Below are 15,899 nucleotides of genomic sequence, written 5' to 3'. Positions count from 1 at the left end.
GAACGCGGGAAGGACCCTGCGCGAACGGATCCGGCAGGCAAACGGATCCGGCGGGCACCGATCCCGTAGGACCGGCACCCGCCGGATCAATATGTAGCGCTATTCCTGTATTTACAGGTTTGGTTTACTACAGTGCGCGGACCATGTCGGCCTGCGGACCCTTCTGGCCCTGCGAGATCTCGAACTCGACCCGCTGCCCCTCCTCCAGAGTCCGGTACCCGTCCATCTGGATCGCGCTGTAGTGGACGAAGACGTCCGCGCCACCGTCGACCGCGATGAAGCCGTAGCCCTTCTCCGCGTTGAACCACTTGACGGTGCCTTGAGCCATTCCCTAACTCCTTGCTGCCGGCCCTCTCCATCTATCCCGCGGGTGCGGGATTCGGGTCGTTCGTCCCCCCGCCCCCTCCGTCTCGCGTACCGAGCCAGGGCCGGTGATGACTGCTGTGTTCTACTCGCACCGCGCCTAAGGCAGCCTTCGACCACCTTTCGGACACGGCCTCGCTGAACTGTGCGACCGGCGCTGAGAGTATCCTCAACCGCCCCGGACGCAACAGGTCATTGGGACGATAACTCGCAGCACTACTGCGTTTTCGCGCCATGACAAACCATGGCGAATCCCGGCGAAGCGGGCGGCCGATCATGAAACCGTAATCGGACGGTTACTGATCATCTCAGCCGGTGGACGCTAACGTAAGGAGCGCAACGGCTGACTGAGCGTCATCCGTGAGGGTGTAAAACGCCTTTCCCGGGCGCCGCGCAACCGAACATGGCTGCGCATGGAGTTGTGCTTCGACAACGATGTCAGCGGCAGCGTAACAGTCGCGCGGCGCCGGGCTGGACCGGGGGTCGGTCAGCGACAGCCGCCCGCGACGGCCGGGATGATGGAGATCGCGGCGCCGTCCTTGGTCTCGGTGGCGAGGCCCTCGGCGAAACGGACGTCATCGTCGTTCACGTACACGTTCACGAAACGGCGCAGCTTGCCGGAGTCGTCGAGCACGCGCGCCCGGATACCGGGGTACGAGTTCTCCAGCGCGTCGATGACCTCTGCGAGGTTCGAGCCCTCTGCGGCCACCTCGGCCGCGCCGCCGGTGTAGCTGCGCAGGATGGTCGGGATGCGGACGGTGACTGCCATGGCGGCGGGCTCCTTCTCGGTGCGCTGATGCGGTGTGGCTCGGTAACGGATCGCTCGGGGTGCGGTGTCGCTGGGACAGCCGGGAAAGCCGGCAGGTGGCGCGCTGCTCCGTCGCGCTACAGGCCGGCGGCGCGGAAGGCGGCCAGCGAGGGCTTGATCGTCGCGGTGACTCCGGTGTCGGCGACCGCGTCGAGGGTCTTGAGCCCGTCGCCGGAGTTGATCACGACGGTCTGCGCGTCGGGGTCGAGCACGCCGTTCTCCACGAGCTTACGCAGCACGCCGACGGTAACCCCACCCGCGGTCTCGGTGAAGATGCCCTCGGTGCGGGCGAGCAGCTTGATGGCCGAGACGATCTGCGCGTCGTTCACGTCCTCGATGGAGCCGCCGGTACGCCGGGCGATGTCGAGCACGTAAGGACCGTCCGCCGGGTTGCCGATCGCCAGCGACTTGGCGATGGTGTCGGGCCGCACCGGCTTGACCACGTCGTGCCCCGCCTTGAACGCGGCCGAGACCGGGGAGCAGCCCTCCGCCTGGGCGCCGAAGATCCGGTACGGCCGGTCCTCGACCAGGCCGAGCGTGATCAGCTCCTTGAAGCCCTTGTCGATCTTGGTCAGCTGGGAGCCCGAGGCGATCGGGATGACGATCTGCTCCGGCAGCTTCCAGCCGAGCTGTTCGGCGATCTCGTAGGAGAGCGTCTTGGAGCCCTCGGCGTAGTAGGGCCGCAGGTTGACGTTGACGAAGCCCCAGCCCTCCCCGGCGTCGTCCCCGATCAGCTCCGAGCAGAACCGGTTGACCTCGTCATACGTTCCGTCAATGGCGACCAGTCGGCCGCCGTAGACCGCGGCCATGACGACCTTGCCGGTCTCGAGGCCGGCCGGGATGAACACGCAGGAGTCCAGGCCCGCGCGCGCGGCGGCCGCACCCACGGCCCCGGCCAGGTTGCCGGTCGAGGAACAGGAGAGGGTCGTGAAACCGAAGGAGCGGGCGGCCTCGAGCGCGATCGCGACGACGCGGTCCTTGAAGGAGTGCGTCGGGTTGCCGGAGTCGTCCTTCACGTGCAGGGAGCGAATGCCCAGCTCGCGGGCCAGGTTCCGGGCGTTCACCAGGCGCGTGGAGCCGGGGTTGAGGTTCGGGCGCGAGGCGACGTCGGCCGGGACCGGCAGCAGCGGCGCGTACCGCCAGATCGAGTTGGGGCCGCGCTCGATGTCCGCGCGGGTCACGGTGCCGAAGTCGTACGCGACCTCGAGCGGGCCGAAACAGGATTCGCATACGTACCGGGGGCCGAGCTCGACCCGTTCGCCGCACTCGCGGCAGGAAAGCGCTACCGCGCGGCCGAAGGCGGCGGACTCGGTGCGGGCCGGGAGCGTGGGTGTGATCGTCATGGCGAGGCCTCTCTCCTCATCTTCCCCGTCGGCTTTCGACGGGCCGGACTTGGCACCTACTTCCGGGCGGGCCTCGCGTCGCGAAGTCACCCGAGTGGTTGCCGGAGCTTCACAGGGCCGTTCCCTCAGCTCCTCTGGATGAGCAATGCATATGAAGTTGTGTGCGGTACGGGGTACCGCATTCCTATGACCCTTATGGTTCGCCTCGAACTCTACCGGACGGGCGCGATTCCACCACCTCCGTTTCACCTGTTGGGCATATGGTCCGACAGACTGGCGCCGTGGGTAGGTAGGGACGATAGGCAGGGACGAAGCGCAGCGGGTTGACCGAGTAGAGCCGGCGAACCGAGACAGCGAGCGGATGGAGCGGTGACGGACACAGTGGACGACACAGTGGACGAGCTCGATCCGGCGCGCGAGTGGCTTTCCCGGCGCACCTCGCACGAGTCCGACTGGCCGCTGGCGAGCCTGCTCGCGCTGAAGGCCGGCAGCGGCGCCACGGTCAGCGTGGTGCTCCCCGCGCTCAACGAGCAGGACACGGTCGGCCCGATCGTCGCGGCGATCGTCGCCGACCTGGGCCGCCCGGGGCTGGTGGACGAGGTGGTCGTGGTCGACTCCGGCTCGACCGACCGCACCGCCGCCGTGGCCGCTTCGGCCGGCGCCCGGGTCGTGCACCGCGAGGACGTGCTCACCTGCACCCCGACGCTGCCCGGCAAGGGCGAGGTGCTGTGGCGCTCGCTGGCCGCGACCACCGGGGACCTGATCTGCTTCGTCGACGCCGATCTGGAGCAGTTCTCCTCGGCGGTGGTGCGCGGCGTGCTCGGCCCACTGCTCGCCGATCCGCGGATCCTGCTGGTCAAGGCGGCCTACGAGCGGCCGCTCGCGGACGGCACGACCGTGCACCCGGCGGGCGGCGGCCGGGTGACCGAGCTGGTGGCGCGGCCCCTGCTCAACCTGTACTGGCCGGAGCTTGCCGGGTTCGTCCAGCCGCTCGGCGGCGAGTACGCGGGCCGCAGGGACCTGCTGGAGTCGCTGCCGTTCCCGTGCGGCTACGGCGTCGAGTTCGCGCTGCTGGTCGACACCTACGCGGCGCACGGCTTGGACGCGCTAGCCCAGGTGGACGCCGGCATCCGCCATCACAGGCACCAGGACGAGCAGGCTTTGGGCCGGATGGCGGCGGAGATCCTGCAGGTGGCGCAGGCCCGCCTGGGCGGACCCGAGGCGGTGTCGACGAAGCTGACCCAGTTCGTCAGGGCGCCCGGCGGTTTCGTGCCGACGACTCGGGATATCGCCGTTCCGGAGCGGCCGCCGCTGAAGACGGCGGCGCTCGCGTGGACCGGCCAAGGGGCGCCGGAGGACCGCTGATCGAGACGAGTTGGCCCGGATGGTGATTAATCGGGGCCGGGCCTGGAAACGACGGACACCGTGTTCGGATCTGGCAGCACTGACAGCAACCATGGCGACGACGGCACCGGAAAGCCCGCGGACTCGGAGTACTCCGAGTCCGGCAAGGCCTCCGTCCTGGTCGCGTCGAACCGTGGACCGGTCTCCTTCTCCCTGGCCGAGAACGGCGAGCTAAGCGCCAAGCGCGGCGGCGGCGGGCTGGTTTCCGGCCTCTCCTCGGTCGCGGCGGACGGCGAGGCGGACCAGGTGTGGGTGTGCGCCGCGCTCTCGGAGGGCGACCGCGCGGCCGTGCGCCGCTCGCCCGGCGGGCGGCTGGATCGGATCGGCCTGATCGACTCGGCCTCGCCGGTGCGGATGCTCGACATCGATGCCGGCACGCTGCATCGGGCATACAACGCGGTCGCCAACTCGACGCTGTGGTTCATCCACCACATGCTCTACGCGACGCCGGTCAGCCCCAGCTTCGACGACGGCTTCGAGCGCGAGTGGGAGTCCTACGTCGCGTACAACCGGGCGTTCGCCGAGGCGCTGGCCGAGGAGGCCGCCCCGCAGGCCCGCGTACTCGTGCAGGACTACCACCTGGCGCTGGTCCCGAAGATGCTGCGCGACCTGCGGCCGGATCTTCATATCGGGCACTTCTCGCACACGCCGTGGGCGCCGCCGGACTACTTCCGGATCCTGCCCGACCAGATAGCGACGGCCGTGCTCGACGGCATGCTCGGCGCGGACCAGCTCGGCTTCCTCACGGAACGTTGGGCGCTGGCGTTCATGGACTGCTGCGAGCGGTTCGGCGCGCAAGCCGACCGCGCGCGGATGACGGTGACCGCACCGCGCCGGGATGTCCCGACCCGGATCGGCGTGTACAGCCTCGGCGTGGACGCGGAGTTCATCGTCGAGCGGGCGAGCCGCGCGGACGTAGCGGGAAGGCTCGCGGTGCTGCGCGAGTCAGTCGGCGACCGGCAGGTGATCGTGCGAGTCGACCGCACTGAGCTGTCGAAGAACATAGTGCGCGGCCTTGAGGCATACGCGGATCTGTTGCGTCGTCACCCCGAATGGCGCGGCCGAGTGGTTCACGTCGCGTTCGCCTACCCGAGCCGGCACGACCTGCCCGAGTACCGGGAGTACACCGCCGCGGTGCTGCGGACCGCGAAGCGGATCGAGGACGAGTTCGGCACGCCGGACTGGGAGCCGCTGATCCTGCACGTCGAGGACGACTTCGCGCGATCGCTTGCGGCGTACCGGCTGGCGGATGTGGCCGTGGTCAACCCGATCCGTGACGGGATGAACCTGGTGGCGAAGGAGATCCCGATCGTCGCCGCGGCGACCGGAGGGGCCTGCGGTCTCGTGCTGTCGCGGGAGGCCGGCGCGTTCGCCGAACTCGCCGAGGACGCACTGGTGGTGAACCCGTACGACGTCACCGGCACCGCCGAGGCGCTGCACGCAGCGCTCTCGATGGACCGCGAGGAGCGGCGCAGGCGGTGCGAGCGGCTGGCGGCGGCCGGCGCGGCGCTGCCGCCACAGCGGTGGTTCGCCCGTCAGCTGGCCGACCTGTCGCGCAGCGTCGAGGATCGGTAGCGGGGTTTTGGCCTAGCGGCGCTATCCATAGCGGCACCGAATCTTAGTGCGGCGTTCATTGGAATACTGTGGCCCGCTGTGCCCCAACCCTGTCCCCGCGTCGAACGGATGCCGCAACGTCCATGGCCGAATTGATCTTCTTCTCCGGGACGATGGACTGCGGCAAGTCGACGCTGGCGCTGCAAATGGACCACAACCGGTCCGCACGCGGCCGCCGCGGCCTGGTCTTCACCCGGGACGACCGGGCCGGGCACGGCGTGCTCTCCAGCAGGCTCGGGCTCTCCACGGCCGCGGTGGAGGCGACCGAGGACACGGACCTGTACTCGTTCACGGCGGCCGCGCTGGCCGCCGATCCCGAGATCGACTACGTCATCTGCGACGAAGCCCAGTTCCTGAGCGCGCATCAGGTCGAGCAGCTGGCCGAGATCGTGGACGAACTCGGCGTCGACGTATTCGCGTTCGGCATCGCCACCGACTTCCGCACCCGGCTCTTCCCGGGCTCGCAGCGGCTCATCGAGCTGGCCGACGAGATCCGGGTCATGCAGGTGGAAACGCTGTGCTGGTGCGGCGCGCGGGCGACCCACAACGCGCGCACGGTCGGCGGCGAGATGGTCGTCGAGGGCGAACAGGTGGTGGTCGGCGACGTCACCCCGGACCGGGAAGTGGCCTACACGGTGCTGTGCCGCCGTCACCACCGCGCCCGCCAAGCTCAGGGAGTGCCGGCACCGGCCGTTGCCAGCGCCTAAGCGGGCACGGCAGACGGCTTCGAGCGCAACGGCCCTCGCGAGCACGCTCGACCGCTCCGGCGGGGCGTCGCGGCACGCGGTTGACGGAGCTGGATAGGACCGCGCTAACGGCTCATGCTGACGCTTCCGGTTCGGGCGGAGCGGGCCCGCTGCCGGGCGGCGCGCTGCCGACGTAGCCGCTTGACCAGCATCGGCTCGAACTCCTGCGCCTCCGGGCGGTCGAGCAGCGCGTTGAGCACCTGGTAGTAACGGGTCGCGGACATCTCGAAGCGGTCCCGGATCGCCTGCTCCTTGGCCCCGCTGTACTTCCAGTACTGCTTCTCGAAGGTCAACACCGCCCGGTCGCGCTCGGACAGCGGCCGAGTCTGCGGTTGCGCGGATTCCGTATCTGGCGGAGCGTCAGTGACCTCGGTCACAACTTCGAGCTCGGCCGGCTCCTGCCGCTGCTCCGGGAAACCCCGCTCTGACGTGGCCTCAGACGGGTTCGGGAGGAAGGTTTCCGGCGGCTGCGGGTGCTCCGAGCCCACGTCAGCCGACACGGCGTCGGACACACGTTCGCGCAGCGTTCGCGACGTCATCTGATTACTCCTCAGCTGCGGTGCACGCCCCCTGCCCTTTTTCACATCGTAAGCGCCACCGCTGACAAGTCGAGGCCTGCCGAACGAGTGAAGACCGCGAAGCGGCGGAGTAGAGCTGGAGCGGTTGCGGGCCCGGCGTTCCCGCGCCAGCACGGCCTGCGAACGCCTCTGGCCCGGTCGGAGCCCCGTAGCGTAAGGTATTGCCGCTAAGGTCTATACCAATCCGGATCGAGCGGCCACTGCGGCCCGCCCGGTTCACCTCGACGCAAGGTAGTCCCGATGCCAGTACTACGCCACGCCCGCCTCGTCCTGCCCGACGGTGTCGTCGAGAACGGCTGGCTGTGCACCGAAGGCGAGCGCATATCCGCCCTCGGCGGTCCCGCGCAGCTGCCGCCGCCCGGCCCCGACGGCACGCAGCACGACCTGTCCGGCCACTACGTCGTGCCCGGCTTCGTGGACATGCACGTACACGGCGGGGGCGGCGGCGCCTTCTCCTCCGGCCGGATCGACGAGGCGCGCAACGCGGTCGCCTTCCACCTGAGCCACGGCACCACCACGATCATGGCCTCCACGGTCACCGGGGCGCTGCCGGATCTGGAGCGCTACGTCGCGGAGCTGGCCGAACTGGTCGAGGACGACGTGCTGGCCGGCATCCACCTCGAAGGGCCGTTCATCGCCCGCTCCCGGTGCGGCGCGCACGACCCGAACCTGCTGCTCGACCCGGATCCCGAGGCGGTCAAGCGCCTGGTCAAGGCCGGGCGCGGCGCGGTGAGGATGGTGACCTTGGCCCCGGAGCTCGAGCACGGGCTCGAAGCGACCGGCCTGCTGGCCGACTCCGGCGTGATCGCCGCCATCGGCCACACCGACGCCACCTACGCCGAGGCCAATCTCGCCATCGCCCGCGGCGCCCGGGTCGCCACGCACGTCTTCAACGCGATGCGGCCGGTGCACCACCGCGAGCCCGGCCCGGTTACCGCGGCGCTGGAGCAGGAGGAAGTCTTCGTCGAGGTGGTCAACGACGGCATGCACGTGCACCCGTCCGTGGTCCACCTCGTCTTCTCGGCGGCCGGAGCGCACCGCGTCGCGCTGATCACCGACGCGATGGAGGCCGCGGGCGCCGCCGACGGCAAGTACCCGCTCGGGCCGCTCACGGTCGAGGTGAGCGATGGGGCAGTACGCGTCGCCGGGACCGACACGCTCGCCGGCTCCACGCTCACCATGGACAACGCGCTGCGCAACACCGTGCTCAGCGTCGGCGTTCCGATCGAGCAGGCCGCCGTCTCGGCCGCCCTCACCCCGGCCCGGGCCCTCGGCGTCGACGATCAGGTCGGCAGCCTGGAGATCGGAAAGTACGCCGACCTCGTGGTGCTCAACGAGGATCTGCGCGTGGTCGCGGTCATGCGCCGCGGACGCTGGGTGCACGGCATGGGAGTGACGGCTTACGCTCCGGCGGTCACCCTTTAGCAGGCGTAGCTTTGTCGACTTTCCACCCGAATGGATGACTAAAAGGCCATCGCACCCATTTGTCGGTTTTAGGAATGTAGTCCGGTTGAGAGAATCCGGATGAACGTGCCAACCATTTTCAACTGGCCGCGGTCCCGCGGGACCCGGCCGGAGGCGCGCTCACCAGTTCGGTCCGGCGGTTCCAACCGACAACACAGGGAGCGACGATGGTTCTCTCCGTCTCCGGTGTACTGCTGCTCGGGATCATCACCTTCATCCTGTTCCGCAAGGACGGGCTGAAGGTCTCACACATGATCGTGTGCATGCTCTTCGGCTTCTATCTGGCCTCGACCTCGATCGCCAGCTCGATCAAGAACAGCGCCGACTCGGTCGCGGGGTTCATCAGCGGGTTGCACTTCTAGCGGCGGGCCGGGACCAGCGCCATGACAGGGCCGTCGAAATGAGGGGCCGCTGAGATGACCCAGGCCGCCCGCACCGCGGACTCGATGTGGACCCGGCTCGGCCGGATGGTCGCCGAGTCGGCGCCCGTCGTCTGGTTCAACGACTCGGTGCTGCATCATCCGCACATCACCCGCGGACGCGGTATGGCGCAGGACGGCTGGTCACGCGTCCTGGACGTCTGCTATCCGCTGATCGTGTTGCTGCGCGGCACCCGGCGCGGCGCGGCGCAGCTCGGCGCGTGGTGGAAGGACGCGCCGAAGGACAAGCGCCGGCTGCAGACGGTGATCGTGCTGGTCTGCCTGATCGGGATCGGGCTGCTCAGGTTCGGGCCGCTGCTGCTGATCCTCGCCTTCCTCGGCGCGGCGGCCTGGCTCGGCCGGGACACCTCGCGCAAGGGCGCGGACCCCGAGTCCCCCGAGCACGTCGGCCGGCTCCAGGCGATCTACAACGGCCTGGTGCCGTACCTGCAGAACGGCGACGACCCGGACCAGCACTTCAAGCCGGGCGGCGGCTACCGGGACGCGTTCACCGCCTGGGAGTTCGACGAGCAGGACCGGCTCATCCGGCTGCGCATGGACTACTCGGAGTACTTCCGGGACGGCGAGGCGGACAGCCGGGCGAAGGTCGAGCGGGCGCTGGAAGGCAAGATCGGCCACGCGAACGAGTACCTGTACGCCTGGGACGAGGAGGGCAACCACCTCGACGTGCGGATCCTGCCGCCGCTGCCGGACGGCATCGCGGCGCAGCCGTGGCCGGTCGCGGACATCGAGTTCGTGCTCGGGGTGACCGATCCGGGCTCGGCGGGCCGGCTGATCCCGATGCTGGTGGCCGACCCCGAGGCCACCGAGGACACGCTGACGCCGCAGGCCGCCGCGCGCGAGGAGGTGCCGCCCGGCTTCCGGGTCGCGCAACTGGCGCCGGTGATCTGGCGGCTCGGCACGCCGAACGCGAACCCGCACCTGCTGCTGACCGGCGGCCCGGGCACCGGCAAGTCCACCGCGGTGCGCTCGCTGCTCGGCCAGGCGCTGGCGCGCGGCCACCGGATCGCGGTGATCGACACCGACCAGACCGCGGAGTACGGCGCGCTGGCCGGACGGCCGAACGTGCTGCGCATCACCGAGGAGCCGGCCGACTCGCTCGACCTGCTGGACTGGTTCGGGCTCGAGATCGAGCGGCGGGCCGAGCAGGCGCGCGGCGCGGACGCCGCGGCCGCGGCAGCGGCTGACGCGCAGTCAGCCGCCGTTGCCGCCGCAGCGGAGGCCCGGCTCGACGCAGCACGGTCGGAGAGCGAAGCGGCATCGGAACTCGACACGGCCTCAGGGCACGACGCGGTCCAAGGGCACGAGGCGGGTCCGGACGAGGCCCGATCCGCTCGCGAACCTGCCGCCCCCGGCACCGAGCACGGCCAGGCCGCCGAGCCGCCGCTGTGGCTGTTCGTGGACGACCTGCCGGAGCTGTGCGCGGCCGCCGCGCGGCTCGGCCGCCCCGACCCGCAGGACACGCTCGCGGTGCTGGCCCGCAAGGCCAGGTTCGCCCGCACGACCCTCGTGATCACTGCCCGCATCGACCAGGTCGCGGCGCTGCGCCCGGCCCTGCGCAACCAGCTCACCTCGCGCATCGCGCTGGGCAAGGTGGACGCGGTGACCTCCACGCTGCTGTTCGGCGGCACCCTGGAGCTCGGCGGGGCGCAGGTGATGCCGCAGGGCCGCGGCTATGCCCGGATCGGCTCCGGGCCGGTCATCCGGCTACAGACGCCCTACGCGCCAGCGCTCGCGCTGTCAGCCGCGTGAAGGAGGCCCTGGAGCGCTTGCGGGCGTACATCTCTCGGTCGGCGGAGCCCAGAAGCTCCTGGGCCCGCTCCTCGGGCGCGAGCACGTTCTCCGGGCGGGCCGGCTCGTAGGCCAGCCCCAGCGAGGCGCGCACCAGCATCCGCTCCCCGGCGACCATGACCGGGTGGGAGAACGCCTGGTCGATCCGGTCGACCAGGGCCAGCGCCTCGTCGTAACCGATTCCGGCCGCGACCACGACAAACTCGTCTCCGCCGACGCGGGCTACCACGTCCTCGCCGCGTACCGCGGCGCGCAGCCGCTCGGCCACCAGCCGCAGCACCAGGTCGCCGGCGCCGTGCCCGTGGTTGTCGTTGACCTCCTTGAACCGGTCGAGGTCGCAGAAGATCACCGCGAGCGGGATCTGGTCGGCAAGCAGCGCCACCAGCCGCTCGCCGAGCTCTATCGGGTTCGCCAGGCCGGTGAGCGCGTCGTGCCTGGCCTGGTGCCGCAGATGCTCCTCGCGCCGGTGCCGTTCGGCGATGTCCTCGCGCAGCCGCTCGTGCTCCTGCTCGAGCCGGGCCATGCGGGTCGCGGCCTCCTCATGCCTGCGCGCGTTGAGGATGGCGAAGCCGGCCTGCTCGGCGAACATGTCCAGCACGTCGCAGACCCAGGGCGCCGGGATCCGGCCGTCTGAAGGGTCGTCCACCGAGAGCATCCCGATCAGCTCGCCGGACGCGTCCCGCATCGGCGCGAGCAGTCCGTACTCCGGCTGCCAGAGCTCGGTGTCGTCGGGGCGCGAGTCGATGTCCGCCGCGAAGGTGTGGATGCCCTCGGGTGTGGTCTCGTCGGTCAGCTCGCGCAGGAAGCGCAGGTTGCCCCAGGCCTCGGCGCCTTCCAGCAGCTCCTCGATGGCCTTGCGCGGGCAGGTGTTGCCCAGCAGCGCCTCGCGCAGCTCCGGGGGACCGGCGGTCGCGCAACAGTGCAGGTCACCGTCGTCCTCGACGACATTGACCACGACGTTCCGAAAGGGGGTGCAGCTGGCTACCCCGTCCGCGATCGCCTGCATGGTGGCGTCCAGGCCGACGGCGGTGTTCACGCCCGTGATCGCACGGTGGAGCGGGCGGAGGGCGGACAGCGGTATGTGTCCTTCCAGGCCCTGATCCACCACAGTCGAACCCCGATCGCTCGTGCTCGGGACCGGTGCGACCGGCCGGGCGCCGCGCCGGCCTGGTCCGCGGGAACCATTCGGGCGTTCTCCCACCGAATGCACCGAGCCAGACACGGAATGTACAACAGGAACACCCGTCCGCACCAGGCAGTCTTCCGGCCCTGATATTACCTGGTCGTGGTGGTGGGTAAAGAATCGGCAAGGATCCGCGACGCTTCGGAAACAGTACGGCCGGGCGTGTCGCGAACGGGTCGCGGTGCGGTACCGTTCCAGAGTGGGTGTATCAGGCATGGACCATCCGATGATCAGCTCGGACCGGTTCGAGGCGGCGCGGCGACGCACCGCCTACGTTCCACCGATCAATGTGGGCGGCCGCGCGGTCAAGGACCGGCTCGACCGTCACCTCGCCGTGCTCGTGCCTGAAGGCGCCGATCCGGCGCGTGGGGGCCGTGGCCTGCCGATCGCCGAGCCCGCGCGGCTCGGGGCCGGTGCGGCGCAGACCGTGCAGCTGCTGCGCGAGATCACGCCGCGTCCGGCCGCGCCCACCCGGCGCAAGCTCTCGCTGCGCGCTCCGCTGCGCTCCTTCAAGCGCTGGATAGGCTTCTAGCCCTTCCGCGTTATTCGCGCCGTTGCTCGCTGCGGCGCGGCCTGCGCAGGGCGCGCGTCCTCACCCACGACCCGCGCCGTCTGTGATGTGCCGCGCCTGACCCCAGAACCAATCCCGCGCGATCGCCAGCCTCGGCCGCCCGGCATCACGAAGGCCGTGAAAGAACCACAGACAGTGAAGCGGGGCCTCCCTTCCGGGAGGCCCCGCTTCACTGTCTGTCAGGCAGGACCGGCGGTCGCGCCGTTACGCGGCCGTCGAGTCGCCCGGCGCCTGGGCCTGAGCCGGAGCCTGCACCGGGGCGGGTGCGGGCGGGGCGTCGGCCACCGCGGCCTCGATGTCCGCCGGGCTGCTGATCTCCGGCAGGTTCGACTTCGGCGAGGCGGTGAAGGTGAACTTCGCCTGGTCGCCGGAGCCCTCGGTGTCCACGAGCACGATCGAACCCGGACGCAGCTCGCTGAACAGGATCTTCTCCGACAGCGGGTCCTCGATCTCGCGCTGGATCGTGCGGCGCAGCGGCCGGGCGCCCAGCAGCGGGTCGTAACCCTTGTCGGCCAGCAGCAGCTTGGCCGAGCGGGTCAGCTCGATGCCCATGTCCCGGTCCTTGAGCCGCTCGTCGACCTTGGCCATCATCAGGTCCACGATCTGGATGATGTTGTCCTGGGTCAGCTGCGGGAAGACGATCGTGTCGTCCACGCGGTTGAGGAACTCGGGCCGGAAGTGCTGCTTGAGCTCGTCGTTGACCTTGTTCTTCATCCGCTCGTAGCCGGTGGCCACGTCGCCCGCGGCCGCGAAGCCGAGGTTGAAGCCCTTGGAGATGTCCCGGGTGCCCAGGTTCGTGGTCATGATGATCACGGTGTTCTTGAAGTCCACCAGGCGGCCCTGGGAGTCGGTCAGCCGGCCGTCTTCCAGGATCTGCAGCAGCGAGTTGAAGATGTCCGGGTGGGCCTTCTCCACCTCGTCGAACAGGACGACGGAGAACGGCTTGCGGCGCACCTTCTCGGTCAGCTGGCCGCCCTCCTCGTAGCCCACGTATCCGGGCGGGGAGCCGAACAGCCGGGAGACCGTGTGCTTCTCGGAGAACTCGGACATGTCCAGCTGGATCAGCGCGTCCTCGTCGCCGAACAGGAACTCCGCGAGCGTCTTGGCCAGCTCGGTCTTACCGACGCCGGACGGGCCGGCGAAGATGAACGAGCCGCCGGGGCGCTTCGGGTCCTTCAGGCCCGCCCGGGTGCGCCGGATCGACTGGGAGAGCGCCTTGATGGCCTGCTCCTGGCCGATGACGCGCTTGTGCAGCTCGTCTTCCATGCGCAGCAGCCGGGAGGTCTCCTCCTCGGTCAGCTTGAAGACCGGGATGCCGGTGGCGGTGGCCAGGACCTCGGCGATCAGCTCCTCGTCCACCTCGGCCACGACGTCCATGTCGCCGGCCTTCCACTCCTTCTCCCGCTTGGCCTTGGCGGCCAGCAGCTGCTTCTCCTGGTCGCGCAGCGCCGCGGCCTTCTCGAAGTCCTGCGCGTCGATCGCGGACTCCTTGTCCCGGCGCACGGTCGCGATCTTCTCGTCGTACTCGCGCAGGTCCGGCGGAGCGGTCATCCGGCGGATGCGCATCCGGGAGCCCGCCTCGTCGATAAGGTCGATCGCCTTGTCCGGCAGGAAGCGGTCGGAGATGTACCGGTCGGCCAGCGTCGCCGCGGCGACCAGCGCGCCGTCGGTGATGGAGACCCGGTGGTGCGCCTCGTACCGGTCACGCAGACCCTTGAGGATCTCGATGGTGTGCGCCAGCGAGGGCTCGGCGACCTGGATCGGCTGGAACCGGCGCTCGAGCGCGGCGTCCTTCTCCAGGTGCTTGCGGTACTCGTCCAGCGTGGTGGCGCCGATGGTCTGCAGCTCGCCGCGGGCCAGCATGGGCTTGAGGATCGAGGCCGCGTCGATCGCGCCCTCGGCCGCGCCCGCGCCCACCAGCGTGTGCAGCTCGTCGATGAACAGGATGATGTCGCCGCGGGTGCGGATCTCCTTGAGGACCTTCTTCAGCCGCTCCTCGAAGTCGCCGCGGTACCGGGAGCCGGCCACCAGGGCGCCGAGGTCGAGCGTGTAGAGGTGCTTGTCCTTCAGGGTCTCCGGGACCTCGCCCTTGACGATCGCCTGGGCCAGGCCCTCGACCACGGCGGTCTTGCCGACGCCGGGCTCGCCGATCAGCACCGGGTTGTTCTTGGTGCGGCGGGAGAGGACCTGCATGACCCGCTCGATTTCCTTCTCCCGGTTGATGACCGGGTCGAGCTTGCCCTCGCGGGCGGCCTGGGTCAGGTTGCGGCCGAACTGGTCGAGCACCAGCGAGGTGGCCGGGGTGCCCTCGGCGGGGGCGCCCGCGGTGGCCGCCTCCTTGCCCTGGGAGTATCCGGACAGCAGCTGGATGACCTGCTGGCGCACCCGGTTCAGGTCCGCGCCGAGCTTGACGAGGACCTGGGCGGCCACGCCCTCGCCCTCGCGGATAAGACCGAGCAGGATGTGCTCGGTGCCGATGTAGTTGTGTCCGAGCTGCAGCGCCTCGCGCAGTGACAGCTCGAGCACCTTCTTGGCGCGCGGAGTGAACGGGATGTGCCCGGACGGGGCCTGCTGGCCCTGGCCGATGATCTCCTCGACCTGCTGGCGCACCGCCTCAAGGGAGATGCCCAACGACTCGAGCGCCTTGGCGGCGACACCCTCGCCCTCGTGGATCAGGCCGAGCAGGATGTGCTCGGTGCCGATGTAGTTGTGGTTGAGCATCCGGGCCTCTTCCTGGGCCAGGACGACAACCCGCCGCGCGCGGTCGGTGAACCTCTCGAACATCTTCTTCTCGCTCCCCGGAGCGGTCGGGCAGTGCCGGGAATCCCTGCAACTGCACCCGGCCTGTCCTTCCGAATGCTAGTCCCGCCTGGAGACGGACCCTACGGGAATGCGCGCCCCGCGGAGCGGCGGCACACTGTGTCAGTTTAGCGTTGCACCCTGTCTGATCAGGTGTTCCCGCACTTCAGCCACGTACGCGCCACTGCTGTACGCCTGAAGCGAACGGTGCGGCGGGTAACCCTCCCGAGCTGAGCCGCCATGCTCTAAGTTAGGCGCAGCGATCCACGTGAGAGGCGTGCCGTACACACTGCGTCGTGCGCACCGCACCTCACGCGACGTTGCCTTGAGCTTGACCGCTCTACCAGCGGTCCGCGACTCCCCCGCTTCCGCACCCTTTAGGGCTCGCATGTCGACTAACGCCGCATTCGCCGGTCCTGTTCCCGGCGGCCGGGCCGATTCCGGCGGCGGGCGCGCGGAGGCGGACCTCGCTGCGATGTCGGACGGGGTCGGCGAGCTGGAGCGCTGGTATGTCGAGCAGCGCGCGTGGCCGGTGCACCGGGACGATCACGATCGGCTGTGGCTGGAGGCCGGGACCGAGTTCGATGTAGTGGAGGTGCCGGAGGAGGCCGGGCGTCGGGCGCTGCGCAGGCTGATCGGGTACGGACAAGCGGCGCTGGCTCCAGGGCCGGTGGCGGTTTGCGAGCCAGTCTCGTCCGGGCCGGCCCGGTGCTGCTTCTTCGTCGCCCCCGGTGCGCGCGATGACCTGCCGGAGCTGCTCGACTGGCTGGACTGGGGCGGGATCGACCTCGGCAT

13 protein-coding genes, 1 pseudogene and 1 riboswitch are annotated in these 15,899 nt (G+C 69.9%); of the genes and pseudogenes, 8 read left to right on the top strand and 6 right to left on the bottom strand.

Annotation, left to right across the window (positions count from 1 at the left end):
* Positions 1-127: 127 nt before the first annotated feature.
* From VFA06_RS14705 to thrC, 3 genes are all read right to left on the bottom strand, one after another.
* The gene (locus tag VFA06_RS14705) at positions 128-328 is read right to left on the bottom strand and encodes a cold-shock protein (RefSeq protein WP_211465330.1); all 201 of its coding nucleotides are present in this window, start codon (positions 326-328) and stop codon (positions 128-130) included.
* Between the two features lie 522 nt (positions 329-850).
* Positions 851-1,132 carry a ubiquitin-like small modifier protein 1 gene (locus VFA06_RS14700; RefSeq protein WP_324841114.1) on the bottom strand — a complete coding sequence of 94 codons (282 nt, stop codon included), beginning with the start codon at positions 1,130-1,132 and terminating at the stop codon, positions 851-853.
* A gap of 116 nt (positions 1,133-1,248) precedes the next feature.
* Positions 1,249-2,514, bottom strand: coding sequence for a threonine synthase (thrC, locus tag VFA06_RS14695; RefSeq protein ID WP_324841113.1), 1,266 nt, complete (start codon positions 2,512-2,514; stop codon positions 1,249-1,251).
* Positions 2,515-2,527: 13 nt separating this feature from the next.
* A riboswitch (SAM riboswitch) is annotated at positions 2,528-2,659 on the bottom strand.
* Positions 2,660-2,883: 224 nt separating this feature from the next.
* Here thrC and VFA06_RS14690 point away from each other — a divergent pair.
* The 3 genes from VFA06_RS14690 (at position 2,884) to VFA06_RS14680 (ending at position 6,239) form a co-directional block, all read left to right on the top strand.
* Positions 2,884-3,879 carry a glucosyl-3-phosphoglycerate synthase gene (locus VFA06_RS14690; protein ID WP_324841112.1) on the top strand — a complete coding sequence of 332 codons (996 nt, stop codon included), beginning with the start codon at positions 2,884-2,886 and terminating at the stop codon, positions 3,877-3,879.
* Positions 3,880-3,939: 60 nt separating this feature from the next.
* Positions 3,940-5,493, top strand: a complete 1,554-nt coding sequence (locus VFA06_RS14685) for an alpha,alpha-trehalose-phosphate synthase (UDP-forming) (protein ID WP_324841111.1) — start codon at positions 3,940-3,942, stop codon at positions 5,491-5,493.
* 122 nt (positions 5,494-5,615) lie between these two features.
* Positions 5,616-6,239 carry a thymidine kinase gene (locus VFA06_RS14680; protein ID WP_324841110.1) on the top strand — a complete coding sequence of 208 codons (624 nt, stop codon included), beginning with the start codon at positions 5,616-5,618 and terminating at the stop codon, positions 6,237-6,239.
* Positions 6,240-6,343: 104 nt separating this feature from the next.
* Here the strand turns inward: VFA06_RS14680 and VFA06_RS14675 are convergent, their stop codons facing one another.
* A complete protein-coding gene (locus tag VFA06_RS14675; protein ID WP_349260189.1) occupies positions 6,344-6,655 on the bottom strand; it encodes a DUF3263 domain-containing protein in 312 nt (103 codons plus the stop codon).
* A 441-nt stretch (positions 6,656-7,096) separates the two neighbouring features.
* Here VFA06_RS14675 and nagA point away from each other — a divergent pair, with 441 nt between their 5' ends.
* The 3 genes from nagA to VFA06_RS14660 all read left to right on the top strand — a co-directional run bounded on the left by nagA (position 7,097) and on the right by VFA06_RS14660 (position 10,512).
* A complete protein-coding gene (gene nagA / locus VFA06_RS14670) occupies positions 7,097-8,281 on the top strand; it encodes an N-acetylglucosamine-6-phosphate deacetylase (protein WP_324841108.1) in 1,185 nt (394 codons plus the stop codon).
* A 206-nt stretch (positions 8,282-8,487) separates the two neighbouring features.
* Entirely contained in the window at positions 8,488-8,682 is a 195-nt protein-coding gene (locus VFA06_RS14665) for a DUF2304 domain-containing protein (protein WP_324841107.1), read from the top strand.
* 54 nt (positions 8,683-8,736) lie between these two features.
* Positions 8,737-10,512 (top strand): FtsK/SpoIIIE domain-containing protein, encoded by a 1,776-nt coding sequence (locus VFA06_RS14660; protein WP_324841106.1) that lies wholly within the window; start codon positions 8,737-8,739, stop codon positions 10,510-10,512.
* Here the strand turns inward: VFA06_RS14660 and VFA06_RS14655 are convergent.
* Positions 10,460-11,587, bottom strand: a complete 1,128-nt coding sequence (locus VFA06_RS14655; RefSeq protein ID WP_324841105.1) for a GGDEF domain-containing protein — start codon at positions 11,585-11,587, stop codon at positions 10,460-10,462. The two genes, VFA06_RS14660 and VFA06_RS14655, sit on opposite strands and share 53 nt — an antisense overlap.
* Positions 11,588-11,948: 361 nt before the next feature.
* On the opposite strand from VFA06_RS14655, the gene VFA06_RS14650 reads away from it, so the two are divergent.
* Positions 11,949-12,266: a hypothetical protein gene (locus VFA06_RS14650; protein WP_324841104.1), complete on the top strand. Its 318-nt coding sequence runs from the start codon at positions 11,949-11,951 to the stop codon at positions 12,264-12,266.
* A 243-nt stretch (positions 12,267-12,509) separates the two neighbouring features.
* On the opposite strand, the gene VFA06_RS14645 is transcribed toward VFA06_RS14650, so the two are convergent.
* Positions 12,510-15,089, bottom strand: coding sequence for an ATP-dependent Clp protease ATP-binding subunit (locus tag VFA06_RS14645; protein WP_324841103.1), 2,580 nt, complete (start codon positions 15,087-15,089; stop codon positions 12,510-12,512).
* Positions 15,090-15,492: 403 nt separating this feature from the next.
* Between VFA06_RS14645 and VFA06_RS14640 the strand changes: the two are divergent.
* Positions 15,493-15,899, top strand: a pseudogene (locus tag VFA06_RS14640) (hypothetical protein); the annotation flags it as partial.

The sequence above is a fragment of the Actinocrinis sp. genome (genome assembly GCF_035653575.1).
Taxonomy (GTDB): domain Bacteria; phylum Actinomycetota; class Actinomycetes; order Streptomycetales; family Catenulisporaceae; genus Actinocrinis.
Note: the sequence above shows the minus strand (reverse complement) of the source record. Positions and strands in the feature narration are given on the sequence as shown.